This window comes from Pseudomonas sp. NCCP-436, from assembly GCF_019656335.1.
In the GTDB taxonomy this organism is placed as follows: Bacteria; Pseudomonadota; Gammaproteobacteria; order Pseudomonadales; family Pseudomonadaceae; genus Aquipseudomonas.
Window position 1 is genome coordinate 229,064 of the sequence record NZ_BPLZ01000004.1, and the last position, 20,060, is coordinate 249,123.

At 60.1% G+C, this 20,060-nt stretch carries 14 protein-coding genes; 1 reads left to right on the top strand and 13 read right to left on the bottom strand.

The window, feature by feature from the left end; all coding sequences use genetic code 11:
* Window positions 1–17: 17 nt before the first annotated feature.
* The 13 genes from NCCP436_RS06865 to gyrA all read right to left on the bottom strand — a co-directional run bounded on the left by NCCP436_RS06865 (window position 18) and on the right by gyrA (window position 18,313).
* A complete protein-coding gene (locus tag NCCP436_RS06865; protein ID WP_220803233.1) occupies window positions 18–692 on the bottom strand; it encodes an HAD family hydrolase in 675 nt (224 codons plus the stop codon).
* Window positions 689–1,414 (bottom strand): 3-deoxy-manno-octulosonate cytidylyltransferase, encoded by a 726-nt coding sequence (locus tag NCCP436_RS06870; RefSeq protein ID WP_220803234.1) that lies wholly within the window; start codon window positions 1,412–1,414, stop codon window positions 689–691. Before NCCP436_RS06870 ends, NCCP436_RS06865 begins: the two co-directional genes overlap by 4 nt.
* Window positions 1,415–3,085: an aldolase catalytic domain-containing protein gene (locus NCCP436_RS06875; protein WP_220803235.1), complete on the bottom strand. Its 1,671-nt coding sequence runs from the start codon at window positions 3,083–3,085 to the stop codon at window positions 1,415–1,417.
* Between the two features lie 2 nt (window positions 3,086–3,087).
* A complete protein-coding gene (locus NCCP436_RS06880) occupies window positions 3,088–4,827 on the bottom strand; it encodes a hypothetical protein (RefSeq protein ID WP_220803236.1) in 1,740 nt (579 codons plus the stop codon).
* Between the two features lie 126 nt (window positions 4,828–4,953).
* On the bottom strand, window positions 4,954–6,396 hold the full coding sequence (locus NCCP436_RS06885) for an MBL fold metallo-hydrolase RNA specificity domain-containing protein (RefSeq protein WP_220803237.1): 1,443 nt from the start codon (window positions 6,394–6,396) through the stop codon (window positions 4,954–4,956).
* Window positions 6,397–6,597: 201 nt separating this feature from the next.
* On the bottom strand, window positions 6,598–6,894 hold the full coding sequence (gene ihfB / locus NCCP436_RS06890) for an integration host factor subunit beta (protein ID WP_220803238.1): 297 nt from the start codon (window positions 6,892–6,894) through the stop codon (window positions 6,598–6,600).
* 379 nt (window positions 6,895–7,273) lie between these two features.
* The gene (gene rpsA / locus NCCP436_RS06895) at window positions 7,274–8,953 is read right to left on the bottom strand and encodes a 30S ribosomal protein S1 (RefSeq protein WP_220803239.1); all 1,680 of its coding nucleotides are present in this window, start codon (window positions 8,951–8,953) and stop codon (window positions 7,274–7,276) included.
* 145 nt (window positions 8,954–9,098) lie between these two features.
* Window positions 9,099–9,767 (bottom strand): (d)CMP kinase, encoded by a 669-nt coding sequence (gene cmk / locus NCCP436_RS06900; RefSeq protein ID WP_220803240.1) that lies wholly within the window; start codon window positions 9,765–9,767, stop codon window positions 9,099–9,101.
* Window positions 9,764–12,013, bottom strand: a complete 2,250-nt coding sequence (locus NCCP436_RS06905; RefSeq protein WP_220803241.1) for a bifunctional prephenate dehydrogenase/3-phosphoshikimate 1-carboxyvinyltransferase — start codon at window positions 12,011–12,013, stop codon at window positions 9,764–9,766. Before NCCP436_RS06905 ends, cmk begins: the two co-directional genes overlap by 4 nt.
* Window positions 12,010–13,122: a histidinol-phosphate transaminase gene (gene hisC / locus NCCP436_RS06910; protein WP_220803242.1), complete on the bottom strand. Its 1,113-nt coding sequence runs from the start codon at window positions 13,120–13,122 to the stop codon at window positions 12,010–12,012. Before hisC ends, NCCP436_RS06905 begins: the two co-directional genes overlap by 4 nt.
* A gap of 115 nt (window positions 13,123–13,237) precedes the next feature.
* The gene (gene pheA, locus NCCP436_RS06915) at window positions 13,238–14,332 is read right to left on the bottom strand and encodes a prephenate dehydratase (RefSeq protein WP_220803243.1); all 1,095 of its coding nucleotides are present in this window, start codon (window positions 14,330–14,332) and stop codon (window positions 13,238–13,240) included.
* Between the two features lies 1 nt (window position 14,333).
* Window positions 14,334–15,419 carry a 3-phosphoserine/phosphohydroxythreonine transaminase gene (gene serC, locus NCCP436_RS06920; protein WP_220803244.1) on the bottom strand — a complete coding sequence of 362 codons (1,086 nt, stop codon included), beginning with the start codon at window positions 15,417–15,419 and terminating at the stop codon, window positions 14,334–14,336.
* A gap of 131 nt (window positions 15,420–15,550) precedes the next feature.
* Entirely contained in the window at window positions 15,551–18,313 is a 2,763-nt protein-coding gene (gene gyrA / locus NCCP436_RS06925; protein WP_220803245.1) for a DNA gyrase subunit A, read from the bottom strand.
* Between the two features lie 424 nt (window positions 18,314–18,737).
* On the opposite strand from gyrA, the gene NCCP436_RS06930 reads away from it, so the two are divergent.
* Window positions 18,738–20,057, top strand: coding sequence for a TRZ/ATZ family hydrolase (locus tag NCCP436_RS06930; protein ID WP_220803246.1), 1,320 nt, complete (start codon window positions 18,738–18,740; stop codon window positions 20,055–20,057).
* Window positions 20,058–20,060 lie beyond the last annotated feature (3 nt).

Below are 20,060 nucleotides of genomic sequence, written 5' to 3' on the forward strand. Positions count from 1 at the left end.
CATCGCTGACGAAATTGTCAGTCAATGATGATCTGATCCAGCCACTGCACTACTTGCAGCTGGTTTTCCCGGCAATAGGCCGGCCAGTCCTTGAATTCACTGAAACCGGACACGAATACGAAATCCATGCCGAACTGGCTGGCTACCACGTGGTCGTAACGGGCGTCGCCAACAAACAGCCGCTTACCCGGCAGCTCGCCTGCAACATCCAGCCGGCGCACCAATTCGAGCTTGTCCACCGGGTTGCCGTAAATGCCGTGGAAAAAGCCGGCCAGTCCTTTCAGCTCCAGCACCCAGCGCACTTCTGCCTCGGCCCCACCGGATACCACGAAGCGTTTGCTACCTTCCGGCAGGCTGCGCAGCAGTTCCACTACACCGGGCGCAACGGCACAGTTGGCCAGGCCGTCACGTACCTGCTCGGCGTAGGCGTTGAGTGCCTGCTGGTAGTCCTCCTCCGGCAGTTGCGCATGACCAAGGATTTCGAGAAAAAACAGGCGAAATTTTTCCTGCCTTGAAATACCACCGTTGGCCTTGTGATAACTCAAAAGCTTCTGCGCTGCCGCCTCACCATAAGGCAGGGCGGCGGCGTAGAAGGCATCGGTCTTGATCCGGTTGGAGTCGATCAGTACACCGTCACAGTCGAATACGAAGGTGTCATAGGCACTGATGGGCTGGGACAGCCGCTGCATCATTGCTTCTCCAGGGCAGCGACCACACGGGCAACATCTTCCGGGGCATCCACGGCAATGGAGCTGCCGGAGACTTCGACCATGCGCACTTCATAGCCCAGCTCCAGGAAGCGGAGGATCTCGATATCCTCCAGTTGCTCCAGCGGCGTCTTGCTGGTGCAGGCAGCATAGGCCTGCAGCGCTTCCGGCGGGAAGGCGTAGATGCACACCTGCTTGTCCGCACGAACGAATTCGGCACTCTTGGTGCCCGGAATCGGTGCACGGCTCATGTACAGCAGGCGACCGTCAGGACGCATGACCACCTTCGGCACATTGCGGCTCAGGTAGTCCTGCTCTTCCTTGATGGCACAGTAGGCGTTGAGTACCTGCCCAGGATGCTCGACAGCCAGATCGATCACGCGCTGGATGTCTTCAGGCTGGATCATCGGCTCGTCACCCTGGACGTTGATATAGATGTCGGCCTTGAGCTGCTGGGCAGCTGCGGCCAGACGGTCGGTGCCGGTCAGGCAGGTGTCAGGGGTCATGACCCAGCGCGCGCCAATGGCCTGACAGTGATCTGCAATACGCTGGTCGTCGGTCGCCACCACGACGCCCTCCTCCCCCAGCACCGGTACACAACGCTCCCATACGCGCTGCAACAGCGTTTTGCCGGCGATATCCACCAGTGGCTTGCCCGGATAGCGGCTGGATGCATAGCGGGCGGGAATGATGATCAGTGCTTTCATTTAAACCTCAAGTGCGTAAGGCGAAGTTTCAGGCAGAGAGAGAGTGGTCGGCGTGATGGCCACCAGCGGAACACTCTGCGGGGCCGACCGGTATAGGCTCAGGGCCTGTTCCATCTGGTTGTGACGCGGATCGCCATGCAGGTAGCCGTCGAAACCAGCCATCAGTACGCGGCGGGCACCGCCTGCGCTGCACAGGGCCAGACCATAGACAGCAGACAGAGCTGCAGGCAGCTCGGCACCGGTGCTGTGGATGGCCAGGTGTTCGGGTTTGATCTGGATGCCGTAATCCAGCAGCGTCCAGTGTTGCCATACCGCCTTGCTTTCCTCGTCCAGCACGCCGGCAGGCACCACCAGTTGGCCGTGATTCTCGGCGTAGAATTCGCGATCCAGCAGCAGGCGCTGACGGTTGCAGGCCACCCAGGCGTTGATCACGTGTGACGGGAACCAGGGGTTACTGTTGACGCACATGACGAACGGTTTGTGCCGCTTGACATAATGCAGCAGGCCTTCGAGGTGCTGCTTGACCCCCTCACCCGGGCCGATCAGCAGCACGTCCTTGCCATCCAGCCAGCTCGATGCATCCCAGCTGCCCTTGCTGATCAGGCACTCGTCCTGCATGGCATCGAGCAGACGATCACGGGAGAAGCCTTTGGCACCCGACTCACCAAGACGACGCAGCGCGGTGATGATGGCGGACGGCTTGTAACGCTCATCGGAGAGCATTTCCTGAACGTAGGTCGGGTGCACGCCATACATGGCCGAGAGGTGATAGTAGAGGTTTGCACCCCAGCCATAGGCTTTCTGCATGGGCTGGAATTCCTCGACCACCAGATTGAGCAGACCATCGAGCTTACCGCTGTACAGGCCTCGCTGGCTCAGTTCCAGCAGCAGGTACTCCAGGCGCACGTTGCCGGCACCACGGCCCATGCCCAAAACGGTAGCGTCAATCCAGGTCACACCCGCCTCAATGGCCGCCAGTACGTTAACCAGGGCCAGTCCCATGTTGTCGTGGGAGTGGAAGCCCATCGGGCCGCTCCAGCCTTCACGCATGGCACTGACGGTAAAGCGGATGTCATCCGGCGACATGTTGCCCAGCGAGTCGGCAAAATACAGAACATCCAGCGGCCATTCGGATACCAGAGCCGACTTTTCAGCCAGCTCCTCACGAGAGCGGCCACTGGACTGCATGAAATTGAAACCGACCTTGTAGCCCAGCTCAGCCAGGGCTACAACAGCCTCTCGACTGGCCTCAATCTCGGAGAAGTGAGCCGCCACACGCACCAACTCCACAGGCGATTCGTCGGCGTGGGAAAACAGGCGGTTGACCATTTCTACGGGGTTACCGCCCTGCAGCAGATCCTTGGCGTTGCACATCACGCCAACACGCATACCATCAGGGATACCCACGTGGCGCAGCCAGTCATCAACGGTGAACGCATAGGGCCCTGCGTACGCCGAGGAGGCAAGCGCGCGCAGGCCCAGTTCCACGTAGTCGACACCGGCTTCCTTCATCACATCCAGGTAGCGGCGTACCAGCGGGGTGGGAAAATCCCAATTGTTGTAGTAGCCCCCATCACGCAAGGTACAGTCCAAAATGGTCAGCGGTGATGCGCCTGCGGCGCTCGCAGCAGCCAATAGGGCCTCCTGGCTATTCGGTTGCTCAATGGACATGCTCACTCCTCCTCAAATAGTTCTTCCTGCCCCTTGACACGCTGCTCCAGCAGTCGTTTTTCAAGCCGTTTTTTAAGGGCAGTTATGGTCTTCCAGTTGTCTTGCACCCAGCCATACGAACCGAGGGCAACAACGGCACCATCGGCTCCCACCACTGCAGCAAAGGATGTGTTTTGGCCTGCATGCAGGCTTTTCGTTCTTTCCGTGCATAACAGCACCTTTCGCTCGGAAAAGCGCTCTCGCATGGAGGCAAATGCTGCCCCCATTCCAGGTGCATCCAAGTTGATCAGCACCAGTTTCCTTTCTGTGAGCAAAGCCTGGGCCAGAAGAATACGCGCACGCCATTCCTCGATGGCTGTTCTGCTCAGGCCGACTCTATCCATCTCCTTATCACTGCCCAATGCCATTGCATATTGCTTATCTGACAGCTTCGCCATCTCTGTCAGAAATGCCACATCTACCGAAGGGTCAGGCTTGGATGCGTCATCCATCCAACCAGCCACAAGAACCAACGATTCAAAGAAAGCGTGCAGTTGAGCATGACTTTTCATGCCAAGCGCACGTCCCGGTAATTCGACAGTGAATCTTGAAAAATGACACGGCAGATGCAAAAGCATAGGCCGCCCGGGCACCCATGCGACCTTCCTGCGCTGCTCCACCAAACTCTGCCGGCGAGCCCGAAGAGCCAGACCGTCTGGCTCGGTAGACAATACTGGAGCATCCAACGCCGCGAAATACTGGGTTAAACGGTACAGCGACGGATAGAAGCGCGAAACACTGGTGAATGCCTGATTGATCTGACGTATTGCCAGCATGACAAAACGCAAAACAATCAGATAACTCAAGACAAGCAGCCAGGGGATTTCGCCGATACGGGAAAAGTGGCTCAAGCCCAGTGCAAGCACGCATACAGCCAGCACCATAAGTAGTCGACTGGTTAGCTCGGACTGGGTCACAGCAACGAAGCGATCCCGATGAGCCTCGACCACCGCCTGGAAATTGCTATAGCCCTCGCCGTCCAGGGGAAAGCGGTTTTCCTGCCAGCTGCTCTGGCGCGCCTGCAGCTCCACTCCGCGCAAAGTGTCGGTACGCGCCGGCCCGGTCATCTCTTCAAAACGCCGGCTTGCCCTCACCGCTTTCTGGTTGATCACGTAGTAGAAAGGCAGCATCAGGCCCGCCATGCCTGCCACTGCCAGGGTGGCGGCCCAGTGCAGGTAGAACAGCAGCGCTCCTCCAACGAGCAGCACCAGGCTGGCGAGTTTGGCATCGATCATCCGCCGCAGTGCCATGCCGGCATTGCGCGAATCACTCCCCATCAGTCGCGCCAGTTCACTGCGCAAACGACTGTCACTGGTATAGGTGCTGGAGGAAGTGCCAAACACCCCGTAACCACCGGCCACCTCGGAAGCGCAGGCCAGACTCAGACGCGCCGCCAACAGAACAGCGCCCTTGCGGGAACGATAGAGAAACAGCACGCCGAGGGTCATGACCAGGACGATCAACGCCACCATGCTGGCGAGGAACTCCGGCTCACGCAGCGGCAGCTCGACACCCCAGATGGCAGAGTCCTGCTTGCCTTCCATCTTGCGCACCAAAGTCACTAGCAACAGGATGGCAACTGCACTGACAGCCAGGCCGAACCATTGGCCCACCAATACCAGCAGCAGCTGGGCCCGGGAATGCCGCCAAACCCTGCCGACCAGCCAGCGGATGGCCGAGGAGTAGCGCTCGAACTGACGCAAGAAAGAAGGCACTGGCATCAACCCCGAGGCTGTTGAAAATACTGCATCGCTGGAGCGACTGACAGAACCGTCATATGGGCAGATGCAAAGCCGGTCGGAGCACTCTCCAAACCTGATGTTTGGCTCTTATTCATGGACAGCTGACTCAGGAATTTTGATCGCAACACTGCGCCCCGCCTTTCGGTAGAGTTCGCCCAGTTGATTCGCCAGCGCCTGTTTGGCACCTGCATCACCGTGCACCACTCTCACCTCCTGCGGCCAGTGGCGCATCCGCGCGACAAATCCGAGCAGGCCTTTTTGATCTGCGTGAGCTGAATAGCCACCTATGGTATGGATCTGCGCACGAATCTCATAGCGCTGTCCATCCAGCAGCACATACCCCCCTTGCGGCCCAAAACGCTGTATCTGCCGACCGGGTGAGCCTTCGGCCTGGTAGCCGACAAAAAGAACATCATGGCGCTCGTCCCCGAGCATTGCCTTCAGGTAATTAATAATACGCCCGCTGGAACACATACCGTTGCCAGCAATGACAATGGCAGGCTGTGCAGTATGCGTCAGGCGGTTAACCATGGCTTCATGTGCAGCATGGCTGTCGACGCTTAGCAGGTTTGCAAATGCCAGTGGATTGCGCCCTTTCTTGAGGCGCTCTCGGGCTTCGGCATCCCAAAACTGGTCAAGCTCCCGGTAGACCCGGGTAAAACGGCTGGCCAGGGGTGAGTCGAGGATAATCGGCAGATTCGCCCAGTCCATTCCGGAGCCTGATGCTTTCTGCCGACGCTGATGAATGATGCCTTCCAGCTCGTACAGCAGCTCCTGCGTACGGCCAATACTGAAGGCCGGGATCAGTACCGTTCCACGGTTGCTCAGAGCATGCTCCAGCACTTTTTCCAAACGCTGACGACGCGTGCGCCGGTCTTCATGCTGGCAGTCTCCGTAGGTACTTTCGATCACCAGAACATCGGCTTTATAGGGAGATTTTGGGGCCGGCAAAATCGGCGCGTACGGAGCTCCGAGATCACCAGAAAACACCAGACGCTTCTTTTCGCCCGAGGTCGGATAGTGCAGATCCAGCTCAATATAGGCCGATCCCAGGATATGTCCAGCGCGCTGTAGGCGCACACGACTTTTCAACTGCGCACTGTCAGTGAGGGTGAACCATTGCTTGTACGGAATGGCAACAAGACGCTCTTCGATAAGCCGAAGATAGCGCTCGACCTGCTTCTGGTCGCGGCTAAAACCAAGCTTGAAGGCATCCTCAAGGACAATGGGCAGCAATCGGGCCGAGGGCTCGCTGCAGAGAATCGGACCGGCATACCCGGCCGCCAACAGATAGGGGATGCGCCCAACATGGTCGATATGCACATGCGTCAAGATCAGCGCCTTGATGTCCTTCAAAGGAAAGTCAATGGCGAGCCGCCCTGCTGCTGCCTGACCATCTGGAGAGGTTTCCGCTCCCTGAAACAGGCCACAATCAATCAGCACCGCATGGGCATCATCCATCTGCACCTGGTGACATGAGCCGGTTACACCGTTAACGGCACCATGATGAATGAGCGTCGGGTAACGCAAAAGTCAATCCTTTAACAAAAACGAGCTCCAATGGGACTCCGCCCAGGAGGCGCAAATTATGGCTCAGCCCGCGTAAACAGGGTAATAAAATGCGTAATCCAGATCCTGAAAACGCAAGACGCGGCACATTTTGCCAATTTCTCATTTTTTGGCAAGCAGAACGAAAGTATGAAACAGGGGTCACACCCCTTCCCTTACAGCTCAGGTCAGGCTTTTCTCGTCCTCATTAACCCGATCACGCAGCTCCTTGCCAGGCTTAAAATGCGGCACGAATTTTCCATCCAGGTGTACCGACTGCCCCGTTTTCGGGTTACGTCCGATCCGTGGCGCACGATAGTGCAGCGAAAAACTGCCAAAGCCACGAATCTCGATGCGATCGCCAGTCGCCAGTGCCTGGGACATTTGCTCCAGCATGGTCTTGATAGCCAGTTCGACATCCTTGGAGGATAACTGACCCTGTTGGCTGACAATTCTCTCGATCAACTCCGACTTGGTCATAGTTTTCCCTTCTTTTTCAAGCGGCTAGAAGATTCGACGGTTCGGTTGTAGCACGCTGATCAGCATTTGAACAGTCTAAAAAACAAGGTCTTAGCTCTTTCGGGAATTAACCAGGCCAAATCAGCATCAACAATCATGCCAGCAAGGCCATCAGCAACGCAGGAATTCCTCCCAAGGACGCCCCATCAAGACGCCAAATCAAAGCCGAAAAGTCGCCGCCTCGCTACCAACTGCAAAGAAGCCCCGGGACAAACTGAGCAAGGCGCATTTCATTGGCCGCAAGGGGTGACATCCGCAGGCGCACAAGCTTGATCAAACCCACGCAGAAACGAAAAAGGGCGACCCGAGGGTCGCCCTTTTTGCAAATGGCCAGCAGAACTTAGTTCTGGCTTTCCATCTGAGCACGGATCAGATCACCAATGGTGGTCGGGCCAGTGCTTTCTACTTCCTGCTTGCGCAGTTCCTTCATTGCGTCCTTCTCGTCCTCAACGTCTTTCGACTTGATGGACAGGCTGATGACGCGGGACTTGCGGTCAACGCTGATGATCTTGGCTTCGACTTCGTCGCCTTCCTTCAGCACGTTACGGGCGTCTTCAACGCGGTCGCGGCTGATTTCGGAAGCCTTCAGGGTCGCTTCGATGTCGTTGCCCAGGTCGATGATGGCACCCTTGGCGTCAACTTCTTTCACGGTGCCACGCACGATGGTGCCCTTGTCGTTCAGCGACACGTAGTTGCTGAACGGATCATCTTCCAGTTGCTTGATGCCCAGGGAGATGCGCTCGCGCTCCGGATCAACCGACAGGATAACGGTTTCCAGCTCGTCACCCTTCTTGAAGCGGCGAACAGCTTCTTCACCCGGCTCGTTCCAGGAGATGTCGGACAGATGAACCAGACCGTCGATGCCACCTTCCAGGCCGATGAAGATACCGAAATCGGTGATCGACTTGATGGTACCGGAGATGCGGTCGCCCTTGTTGAACTGGCCGGAGAAGTCTTCCCACGGGTTGGTCTTGCACTGCTTGATACCCAGGGAGATACGGCGACGCTCTTCGTCGATGTCCAGAACCATGACTTCCACTTCGTCGCCGACGTTGACGACCTTCGACGGGTGGATGTTCTTGTTGGTCCAGTCCATTTCGGAAACGTGCACCAGACCTTCAACGCCTTCTTCCAGCTCAGCGAAGCAGCCGTAGTCGGTCAGATTGGTGACGCGAGCCATGACGCGGGTGTTTTCCGGGTAACGGGCCTTGATGGCAACCCACGGATCTTCGCCCAGCTGCTTCAGACCCAGGGATACGCGGTTGCGCTCGCGGTCGTACTTCAGAACCTTGACGTCGATCTCGTCGCCAACGTTGACGATCTCGGACGGGTGCTTGATACGCTTCCAGGCCATGTCGGTGATGTGCAGCAGGCCGTCTACGCCGCCCAGGTCAACAAACGCACCGTAGTCGGTGAGGTTCTTGACGATACCTTTGACCTGCTGGCCTTCCTGCAGGGATTCCAGCAGAGCTTCGCGCTCGGCGCTGTTCTCGGCTTCCAGGACGCTGCGACGGGAAACGACAACGTTGTTGCGCTTCTGATCCAGCTTGATGACCTTGAACTCGAGCTCTTTGCCTTCCAGGTGGGTGGTATCACGCACCGGACGGACGTCAACCAGGGAGCCCGGCAGGAACGCGCGAATACCGTTGACATCAACGGTGAAGCCACCTTTGACCTTGCCGTTGATAACGCCCTTGACCACTTCTTCAGCGTTGAACGCAGCTTCCAGAACCAGCCAGGATTCAGCGCGCTTGGCTTTCTCGCGGGACAGCTTGGTTTCACCGAAGCCATCTTCAACCGCGTCCAGCGCAACGTGGACTTCGTCACCGACCTTGATGGTCAGCTCGCCCTGTTCGTTGAAGAACTGATCGAGCGGAATGACGCCCTCGGACTTCAGGCCTGCATGCACGGTAACCCAGTCACCGTCGATGTCGACCACGATGCCGGTGATGATGGCGCCCGGCTGCATGTCGAGGGATTTCAGGCTTTCTTCAAAAAGTTCTGCAAAGCTTTCGCTCATGTTGATTCCTGTTATCAAGGGCGGGGATTCGCCCAAACCACACTCCAGACAATGTGGGTTCGTTCATGTAAAAGAGGCCTGTGGAACAAGGACTGGGTTTTCCGCAGGCCTCCTTGCGAGCCGCTCGGCTTGAGGCAGCCGTAGCTCAGTGCCCGGCGAGGTCGCGATCAGCAACTTCGCGCAGAATTCGTTCAAGCACCTGCTCGATGGTCATTTCCGTGGAATCCAGCAAAATCGCGTCGTCAGCCGGTTTGAGCGGCGCTACGGCCCGTTGGGTGTCGCGTTCATCACGCGCACGGATCTCGTCAAGCAGACTCGCAAGATTAACATCATCCCCCTTGGCCTTCAACTGCAGGTAGCGGCGGCGAGCGCGCTCCTCGGCACTGGCGGTGAGAAAGACTTTCAGCGGCGCATCCGGAAAGACCACTGTACCCATGTCGCGACCATCGGCTACCAGCCCCGGGGCTTCGCGGAAGGCGCGCTGCCGCTGCAGCAACGCATCACGCACGGCCGGCAGCGAAGCCACCATGGAGGCACCGGCCCCCACCTGCTCGTTGCGGATGGCATGGGTGACTTCTTCGCCTTCGAGGATGATGCGCTCGCCAGTGAACTGTACGTCCAGATGAGCTGCCAGTTGCTTGAGCGATTCTTCGTTGGTCAGATCAATACCGTGGTTACCGGCGGCAAAAGCCAACAAACGATACAACGCACCGGAATCCAGCAGTTTCCATCCCAACTGCTCGGCCAACAGGGCACAGATAGTGCCCTTGCCCGATCCGCTAGGTCCATCAACGGTAATCACGGGTGCTGTCATGCGTTGCCCTCCTCGGCTACACGGATACCTACCTCGGCCGCCAGGGCGAGGAAGTTGGGGAAAGAAGTGGCCACGTTGGCGCAGTCATGGATGCGAATCGGCGCCGTGGCACGTAGCGAGGCCACGCTGAAGGACATGGCGATGCGGTGGTCGCCGTGAGCCCAGACCTCACCGCCGCCCAGCACGCCCCCGTCAATGACAATGCCATCCGGAGTCGGCTCGGCCTTGATACCAAGCGTCTGCAGGCCATCAGCCATGACCTGAATGCGATCCGACTCCTTGACCCGCAGCTCCTCGGCGCCGCGCAGCACGGTACGCCCCTCAGCGCAGGCGGCTGCCACGAACAGCACCGGGAATTCGTCGATGGCCAGCGGCACCAGATCCTCGGGAATGTCGATACCCTTGAGTTTCGCGGAGCGTACACGGATGTCTGCCACCGGCTCGCCCCCTACTTCGCGCTGATTTTCCAGCGTGATGTCGCCGCCCATCAGCTTGAGAATATCGATCACCCCGGTGCGCGTAGGATTGATCCCCACATGCTCAAGCAGCAGTTCGGAATTTTTCGCAATACTGGCTGCCACCAGAAAGAAGGCTGCCGAGGAGATATCAGCCGGCACCTCGATGCGTGTTGCACTGAGCTTGTGACCTGCTTCGACACTGGCGGTGCTACCTTCTACCTGTACCGGGCAGCCGAAACCTCGCAACATGCGCTCAGTGTGGTCACGAGTCGGCGCCGGCTCAGTAACCGAGGTAGTTCCGGAGGCATAGAGCCCTGCCAGCAGCAGGCAGGACTTGACCTGAGCACTGGCCATCGGCATCTGGTAATGCATGCCGGTCAGGAACTGACCACCCTTGATCTGCAGCGGCGGACGCCCTTCGGGGCCGGTCTCAATCACTGCGCCCATTTCCCGCAGCGGTTTGGCAACGCGGTTCATCGGGCGCTTGGACAACGAGGCGTCACCGGTCAGTACCGTGTCAAACGGCTGCGCTGCCAGCAAGCCAGAAAGCAGGCGCATGGAGGTGCCGGAGTTACCCATGTAGAGCGGGCCGGCCGGCGCCTTCAGGCCGTTGAGGCCAACACCGTGGACAGTGACCCGGCCGTTGTGCGGCCCTTCGATGACCACGCCCATGTCACGGAATGCCTGGATGGTTGCCAGGGCGTCTTCACCTTCGAGGAAGCCCTCTACCTCGGTGGTGCCTTCGGCCAGCGAGCCGAGCATGATCGAACGGTGCGAGATGGATTTGTCGCCCGGCACACGGATGCGCCCACTGATACTGCCGCCAGGTTTTGCCAGAAAAATCAGATCGGTCGAATGCATAGCGTCCACATAGGCCCTGCGGGCCAGAATTTTGCTGAAATGTTCGCGGGCTGCCCGGGCGCGAGTGAACACGCCCAGCAGTTGATGCCCATCCCCTGCGTCAACCGCGTCGCGCAAGGCGTCAAGGTCGTCGCGAAATACATCCAGTGTGCGCAAAACAGCCTCTCGGTTGGCCAGGAAGATGTCGTGCCACATTACCGGATCACTGCCGGCGATCCGCGTGAAATCACGAAAACCACCAGCGGCATAACGGAATATCTCCAGGTTCTCACTGCGCTTGGCCAGCGAGTCGACCAGAGTGAAAGCCAAAAGGTGCGGCAGATGACTGGTGGCGGCCAGCACCTGGTCGTGGTGCTCCACCTCCATCAGCTCAACGTCCGCGCCGAGGACATGCCACAGCTCCGCAACCAGCGCCAGCGCAGCCTCGTCACTCTGCTCGCAGGGCGTGAGGATGACCTTGTGACGACGGAACAGCTCGGCATTGGCTGCTTCCACCCCGCTGCGTTCAGAGCCGGCAATGGGATGCCCAGGCACCAGCCGCACGCTCTTGCCAGCGAAAGCCTTGCGCGCCGCCCGCAGCACATTGCCCTTGGCACTGCCAACATCGGTCAACACGGCCTGCCCCAGATCAAAGCCGGCCAGCTCAGCCAGCACCCTCTCCATGGCCAGGATCGGCACCGCCAACTGAATCACGTCGGCCCCCTCACAGGCAGCGCGAAGATCCACCTCACAACGATCAACCACCCCATTCTGAACCGCCAGCCGTCGCGAAGCAGCATCCAGATCGACGCCAACTACCTCGCTGCACTGGCCGCTCTCGCGCATTCCCTTGGCGAAGGAGCCGCCGATCAGGCCGAGACCGACCACCACCAGGCGACCAATGCTCGGCTCTTTGGGTTGCAACTGCGTTACATCGCTCTCGCTCACGCTGAAAGAACCTTGGCCAAAGCCTCAAGGAAACGGGCATTCTCTTCCGGCAAGCCAACGGAGACCCGCAGGAAGTTGGGCATACCGTAGCCGCCAACCGGACGCACGATGACACCTTCCTTCAGCAACGCCTGGTTGATCGCCGTGGTGTCGCGTCCAAAATCCACAGCGATGAAGTTGCCACGAGAGGGAATCCAGCTCAGTCCCAGGGTACGCAGACCATCCTGCAGTTGCTGCATGCCGGCATCGTTAAGGCGGCGGCTCTCGGCCAGGTAGTCACTGTCACCCAACGCGGCACAGGCCGCAGCCAGGGCCAGACTGTTGACGTTGAACGGCTGACGCACGCGATTGAGCACGTCCGCCACTACCGGCGAGCTGATGGCGTAACCGACCCGCAGCGAGGCCAGGCCGTAGGCCTTGGAGAAAGTGCGCGAAACCAGCAGGTTCGGGTAGCGAGCCAGATAGCTCAAGCCATCCGGCAGCTCGTTGTCGCCAGACGCGTATTCGATATAGGCCTCATCCAGCACCACCAGAACCGACTCCGGCACACGAGCCAGGAAGGCCTCCAACGCGTCCGGGCCGAACCAGGTACCGGTCGGGTTGTTGGGGTTGGCAATGAAAACCACCCGGGTCTGCTCGTCAATCGCGGCCAGCATGGCCTCCAGATCGTGGCCATAGTCCCGCGCCGGTACCACTCGGCCCTGCGCACCCACAGCCTGAGTGGCGATCGGGTAGACGGCAAAGGCGTATTCGCTGAATACGGCATTCAGCCCGGGGGCCAGATAGGCACGGGCAACCAGATCGAGGATGTCGTTGGAACCATTGCCCAACGTCACCTGCGCGGTATCCACGCCGTAGCGTTCGGCCAGGGCGGTCTTGAGGATGAAACCGTTGCCGTCTGGGTAGCGGGTCAGTTCGTCGAATTCGCGACGCACCGCCTCCAGCACCCTGGGGCTCGGGCCCAGCGGGTTTTCGTTGCTGGCCAGCTTGACGATACCAGCAGGATCGAGTCCCAGCTCGCGCGCCAGCTCGTCAACCGGCTTGCCCGGCACATAGGGGGAGAGTTTTTGCACGCCCGGCTGGGCCAGGGTGAGGAAATCGCAGGACATAGCTAGCAGCCTCAAGCTTCGGAAAGGGCGACTCTAAAAGGGCGCCGCCGGCACCGGACAGCCTGCGTGCGAAGCGTGACCACACTCCGCGCGACCGGCCTCCGCTACCCGGCGGTCACAGTACGGCTTTAGGATACGAGCCGAGCACCTTCAGTGCCACGGCCTCCTGGGCAAGCTTCTCCAGCACATCCTTGATCAGCGGATCGCAGTGATGACCGACAAAGTCGATGAAGAACACATAGGTCCACTTGCCGCTGCGCGACGGACGGGTCTCGATGCGGGTGAGGTCGATACCATTGGTGTGGAACGGCACCAGCAGCTCGTGCAGCGCCCCCGGCTTGTTGCGCATGGAGACAATGATCGATGTCTTGTCATCACCGGTCGGCGGTACCTGTTGATTGCCGATGATGAGGAAACGCGTGGAGTTGTCCGGACGATCCTCGATCTTCTCGGCCAGCTTGCTCAGGCCGTAGAGCTTGGCGGCCATGTCGCCGGCAATGGCGGCACTGTTCCACTCGCTCTTGACCCGCTTGGCAGCATCGGCGTTGCTGGAAACAGCCACGCGCTCGACGTTCGGATAATGAGCATCGAGCCACTTGCGGCACTGCGCCAGGGACTGGGCGTGAGAATAGATGCGGGTGATCTTGTCGGTCTTGGTGTTCTCGCCGACCAGCAGGTGATGGTGGATGCGCAGCTCAACCTCGCCGCAGATCACCAGGTCATGTTCGAGGAAGCTGTCCAGGGTGTGGTTGATGGCACCCTCAGTGGAGTTCTCCACCGGCACCACGCCGAAGTTGACCGCACCGGCCGCCACCTCGCGGAACACTTCGTCGATGGCGGCCATCGGCACGCTGATCACCGCGTGACCGAAGTGCTTCATGGCCGCTGCCTGGGAGAAAGTGCCTTCCGGGCCGAGATAGGCCACCTTCAGCGGATTTTCCAGCGCCAGGCAGGTGGACATGATCTCGCGGAACAGCCGCGCCATTTCCTCGTTGCTCAGCGGCCCCTGGTTGCGCGCCATGATGCGCTTGAGCACCTGGGCCTCACGCTCCGGCCGGTAGAACACCGGCGACTCGCCTTCCTTCAGATCCTTCATCTTCACCCGCGCCACTTCCTCGGCGCAGCGCGCGCGATCACTGATCAACTCGAGGATGCGCTCATCAAGGTTGTCGATGCGTACCCGCAGCGCCTGCAGTTCCTGCTCCGACATATCAGCCGCGCTCCTTCTCGAACTCGGCCATATAGGCGACCAGCGCTTCGACAGCATCCAGGCCCACGGCGTTATAGATCGAGGCGCGCATACCGCCTACCGAGCGGTGCCCCTTGAGATTGAGCAGGCCACGTTCTTCAGCGCCAGCAAGGAATACCTTGTCCAGGCGCTCATCAGCCAGACGGAACGGCACGTTCATCCAGGAGCGCGAAGCGGGCGCAACCGGATTGCTGTAGAAGTCACTGCTGTCGATAGCCTTGTACAGCAGATCCTTCTTGGCACGGTTGATCCGCTCCATGGTTTCAACACCGCCCTGTTCCTTGAGCCACTGGAACACCAGCCCCGAGAGATACCAGGAATAGGTCGCCGGGGTGTTGTACATCGAGCCGTTGTCGGCAGAAATCTTGTAGTCGAGCATGGTCGGGCAACTGGCACGGGCACGGCCGAGCAGATCCTCACGGACGATCACCACCACCAGGCCGCTGGGGCCGATGTTCTTCTGCGCACCGGCGTAGATCAGGCCGAAGCGAGAAACGTCGAGCGGACGCGAAAGGATGTCCGAGGACATGTCCACCACCAGCGGCACATCGGCGGTTTCCGGAATCCAGTCGAACTGCAGGCCGCCAATGGTTTCGTTGCTGCAGTAATGGACGTAGGCAGCATTGGCCGACAATTGCCAGTCGCTCTGCGCGGGAATGGCGAAGTAGTCCTGCGATTTGGCGCTGGCGGCAATATTAATGGTGCCGTAACGACGGGCTTCCTCGATGGCCTTCTTCGACCAGATGCCGGTTTCCACGTAGTCGGCCACGCCGCCTTCAGGCAGCAGGTTCAGCGGAATTTCGGCGAACTGCTGACTGGCGCCGCCCTGCAGGAACAGCACCCTGTAGTTATCCGGCACGCCAAGCAGATCGCGCAGATCCTGTTCAGCCTGTGTGGCGATGGCGACGTACTCATCGCTGCGATGGCTCATCTCCATCACCGACAGGCCCCTGCCCTGCCAGTCGAGCATCTCGGCCTGGGCTCGTTCCAGTACAGCGGTCGGCAGCGCGGCCGGGCCGGCGCAGAAGTTGAATGCTCGCTTACTCACGTCAGTCTCTCTCAAGATCGATGCCTGGCGAGCCCTGCCGGACAGGGCTCGCAAATGTCTGCCGCCGGGAAGCCCCGGCCCGGCGCTGCGACGCAAGACGGCGAGCCGACGGCTGCCGCCCTGGCCAAGCCTTACTCCTCTTCGCTACCCTGAGCGGCCTCGCCCTGCACATCATCGGCTGCATTCGCGACACTCTCGCCTGCCTCTTCGGCAGGCAGCTCGTCGTCACTGCGACTGGGCTCCTGAACACGCTCCAGCCCCACCAGGGTCTCATCCTTGGCCAGTCGAATCAGCGTCACGCCCTGGGTGTTGCGGCCGGAGACGGAGACCTCATCGACACGGGTACGCACCAACGTGCCCTGATCCGAAATCAGCATGATTTCCTCGCCATCCTGCACCTGGATGGCGCCCACCAACTTGCCGTTACGTTCGCTGGTGACCATGGCAATCACGCCCTGACCACCGCGCCCACGACGGGGGAACTTGCCCAGCGGAGTGCGCTTGCCATAGCCGCGCTCGGAAGCAGTGAGGATCTGCGCACCGGATTCGGGAATCAGCATGGAAATCAGCTGCTGGCCCTGGCCCAGGCGCATGCCACGTACGCCACGGGCGCTGCGGCCCATGGTACGCACCTTGCTCTCGGCGAAGCGGATCACCTTGCCGGCGTCGGAGAACAGCATCACCTCCTTGGAGCCGTCGGTAATGGCCGCCGCGATCAGGGTGTCACCCTCTTCCAGCTTCAGCGCGATGAGACCCGCGCTGCGCGGACGGCTGAACTGGATCAGCGGAGTTTTCTTCACGGTACCGAATGCGGTGGCCATGAAGATGTAGGCACCAGTAGGCTCAGCGTTCAGCTCCGGGGTATCGCCGTCGGCCTCTTCGACCTCTTCAGCCTCGAGCACTTCGCCCTCGATTACCGCCCCTTCGTTCTCGTCCAGATCGTCTTCATCGCCACCACTTTGCTGCAAGGCTTCAAGATCGATCTGCAACATCGCGGTGATGCGCTCGCCCTCATCAAGCGGCAACAGGTTGACCAACGGCCGGCCACGCGCAGTACGCGAGGCCTCGGGAATTTCGAAGGTGCGCAGCCAGTACACCTTGCCCTTGCTGGAGAACAGCAGCAGCGTGGCATGACTGTTGGCTACCAGCAGGTGCTCGACGTAGTCCTCGTCCTTCACACCGGTAGCCGACTTGCCTTTGCCGCCACGACGCTGCGCTTCATAGGCAGCCAGAGGCTGACTCTTGGCATAGCCGCCGTGGGAGATGGTGACGACACGCTCTTCCTCAGTGATCAGGTCAGCAATGGTCAGATCCTGACGCGAAGCAATGATCTCGGTGCGGCGCTCATCGCCGAATTCGGCCTTGACCTTCTCCAGCTCTTCGCGGATCACTTCCATCAGCCGCTCGGGGCTGGTGAGGATACGGATCAACTCGCCGATCTGGGTGAGGATTTCCTGGTATTCGGCCAGCAGTTTCTCGTGCTCCAGACCGGTCAGACGGTGCAGACGCAGTTCGAGGATGGCCTGGGCCTGCTCGGGAGACAGATAGTACTTGCCGTCACGCAGGCCATACTGCTCATCAAGCCCTTCCGGACGGCAAGCCTCGGCTCCGGCGCGCTCAACCATGGCTTCCACGGCACTGGATTCCCAGGCGGTGGCGATCAGGCGCTCCTTGGCTTCAGCCGGGGTCGGCGAGCTCTTGATCAGCTCGATCACCGGGTCGATATTGGACAGCGCGACAGCCTGACCCTCCAGGATATGACCGCGCTCACGGGCCTTACGCAGTTCGTAGACGGTACGCCGGGTCACCACTTCGCGGCGGTGACGGACGAATACCTCAAGCATTTCCTTGAGGTTCAGCGTCCTGGGCTGACCATCGACCAGCGCCACCACGTTGATGCCGAACACACTCTGCATCTGGGTCTGGGCATAGAGATTGTTCAGCACCACGTCCGGCACTTCGCCACGACGCAGCTCAATCACCACGCGCATGCCGTCCTTGTCGGACTCGTCACGCAGCTCGGTGATGCCCTCGATTTTCTTCTCTTTCACCAACTCGGCGATCTTCTCGATCAGTCGCGCCTTGTTCAGCTGGTACGGCAGCTCAGTGATTACCAGTTGCTGGCGGTTACCGGTCTTGTCAATGTCCTCGATCTCGACGCGGGCGCGCACGTAGATGCGACCACGACCGGTACGGTAGGCCTCGATGATGCCGGCACGGCCGTTGATGATGCCGGCCGTGGGGAAATCGGGGCCCGGAATGTATTGCATCAGCTCGTCAACGGTCAGCTCGGAGTTGTCGATCAGTGCCAGGCAGCCGTCGATCACCTCGCTGAGGTTGTGCGGCGGAATATTGGTGGCCATACCCACAGCAATGCCGCTGGAACCGTTGACCAGCAGGTTGGGAATCTTGGTCGGCAGGACTTCAGGAATCTGCAACGAACCGTCGTAGTTGGGCACCCAGTCGACGGTTTCCTTGTCCAGATCGGCCAGCAATTCATGGGCCAGACGCGTGCGACGCACCTCGGTGTATCGCATGGCCGCTGCGGAGTCGCCGTCCACCGAACCAAAGTTACCCTGGCCGTCCACCAGCAGGTAACGCAGCGAGAAGGGCTGCGCCATGCGCACGATGGTGTCGTACACCGCCGAGTCACCATGCGGGTGGTATTTACCGATCACGTCGCCGACCACGCGGGCCGACTTGAGGTAAGGCTTGTTCCAGTCGTTGCCCAGCTCGCTCATTGCATAGAGCACGCGACGGTGCACCGGCTTCAAGCCATCACGCGCATCCGGCAGAGCCCGGCCGACGATCACGCTCATGGCGTAGTCGAGGTAGGACTGTTTCAGCTCGTCTTCGATATTGACCGGGAGAATTTCTTTGGCCAGTTCGCCCATGAGAAGCCTGGTTCCTTTTTCTGATGAAACCCCGCGCCATTCTTCCTGAACGCTGCGAGGCTCGCCGCCATGACCTCGGGTCATTGGCGACTCACGACAAATCAACGAGTTATGCCACGATTCAATGCATAAAAGGCGACCGCAACCAGCCCCCTTGAAAACTGCCGGAGCTTACCACAAAGCGTGCCGCGCACCTACCCCATGGCCTTCAGCCGCCATACTACGCAAGCCGCGACCCAGCCCAGGTCGTAGCTGACAGTTCCAAGTGTCCCCGAGTGCACATCCCTACGCCCCGCAGGAACCTCAACCTCGCGACGAAGTAAGAGTCGTCAGCCCGACGCCTCGACGCTCCAGGGTTCATGCCATCGCGGTTCACCTATACACTGGCGCCCTTTAGCCCGTTCACGCCACAGGCTTGCGCCCCATGCCCGACTCACCGCTCGATCTGCTGCTGCTTCCCACCTGGCTGGTGCCGGTAGAGCCTTCCGCCGTGGTGCTGCGCGACCATGCACTAGGTATCCGCAACGGTCAGATTGCACTGATCGCCCCACGGGCCGAGGCGCTACGCCAGTCAGCCCGGGAAATCCGCGAACTGCCGGAGTGCCTGCTGGCTCCAGGCCTGGTCAACGCCCACGGCCATGCTGCCATGACTCTGCTGCGCGGTATTGCCGACGACCTGCCACTGATGAGCTGGCTGCATGAGCATATCTGGCCAGCCGAACACCGCTGGGTCGACGAGAATTTCGTCCGCGACGGCACCAGCCTGGCCATCGCCGAGCAGATTCGCGGCGGTATCAGCTGCTTTGCCGACATGTACTTTCACCCGCAGATCGCTGCACGTTGCGTGCACGATGCCGGCATACGGGCCCAGATCACCATTCCGGTTCTCGACTTCCCCGTGCCCGGCGCACTTAACCCGGCCGAGTCCTTGCGCAAGGGCCTGCAACTGTTTGACGACCTGAAGCAGCATCCTCGCATCCGCATCGCTTTCGGCCCGCACGCACCCTATACGGTGCCCGACGCAGTACTGGAGGAAATCCGGATACTGGCCGACGAACTGGATGCCGGTATCCAGATGCACGTACACGAGACAGCCCGTGAAGTGCAGGACAGCCTGCAACAGCACAGTCAGCGCCCACTGGCCCGACTGGCAAATCTCGGCCTGCTGAGCCCGCGCTTTCAGGCCGTACACATGACCCAGATAGAAGATGAGGATCTGGCTCTGCTGGTCGAACACAATTGCAGCGTCATCCACTGCCCTGAGTCCAATCTCAAGTTGGCCAGCGGTTTCTGCCCGGTGGAGCGCCTCTGGCAGGCTGGCGTCAACGTTGCCATCGGCACCGACGGTGCTGCCAGCAACAACGACCTTGACCTGCTGGGAGAAACCCGTACCGCCGCACTACTGGCCAAGGCCGTTGCCGGCTCCGCCACGGCGCTCAATGCCCACTCAGCGCTGCGCATGGCTACCCTTAACGGTGCCCGCGCACTGGGTCTGGACAATCTGATAGGCTCGCTGGAAGTGGGCAAACTGGCGGATCTGGTAGCCTTCGACCTATCCGGTCTGGCACAGCAACCGGTCTACGATCCTGTCTCGCAGCTGCTCTACGCCAGCAGTCGCGACTGCGTAAAACACCTCTGGGTCGGCGGCCGACAGCTATTGGACGAACGCCGCCTGACCCGCATGGACGAGACGGCCCTGATTGCCCGGGCGCGCGCCTGGGGTGAACGGATCGCCAGCCAATGACCC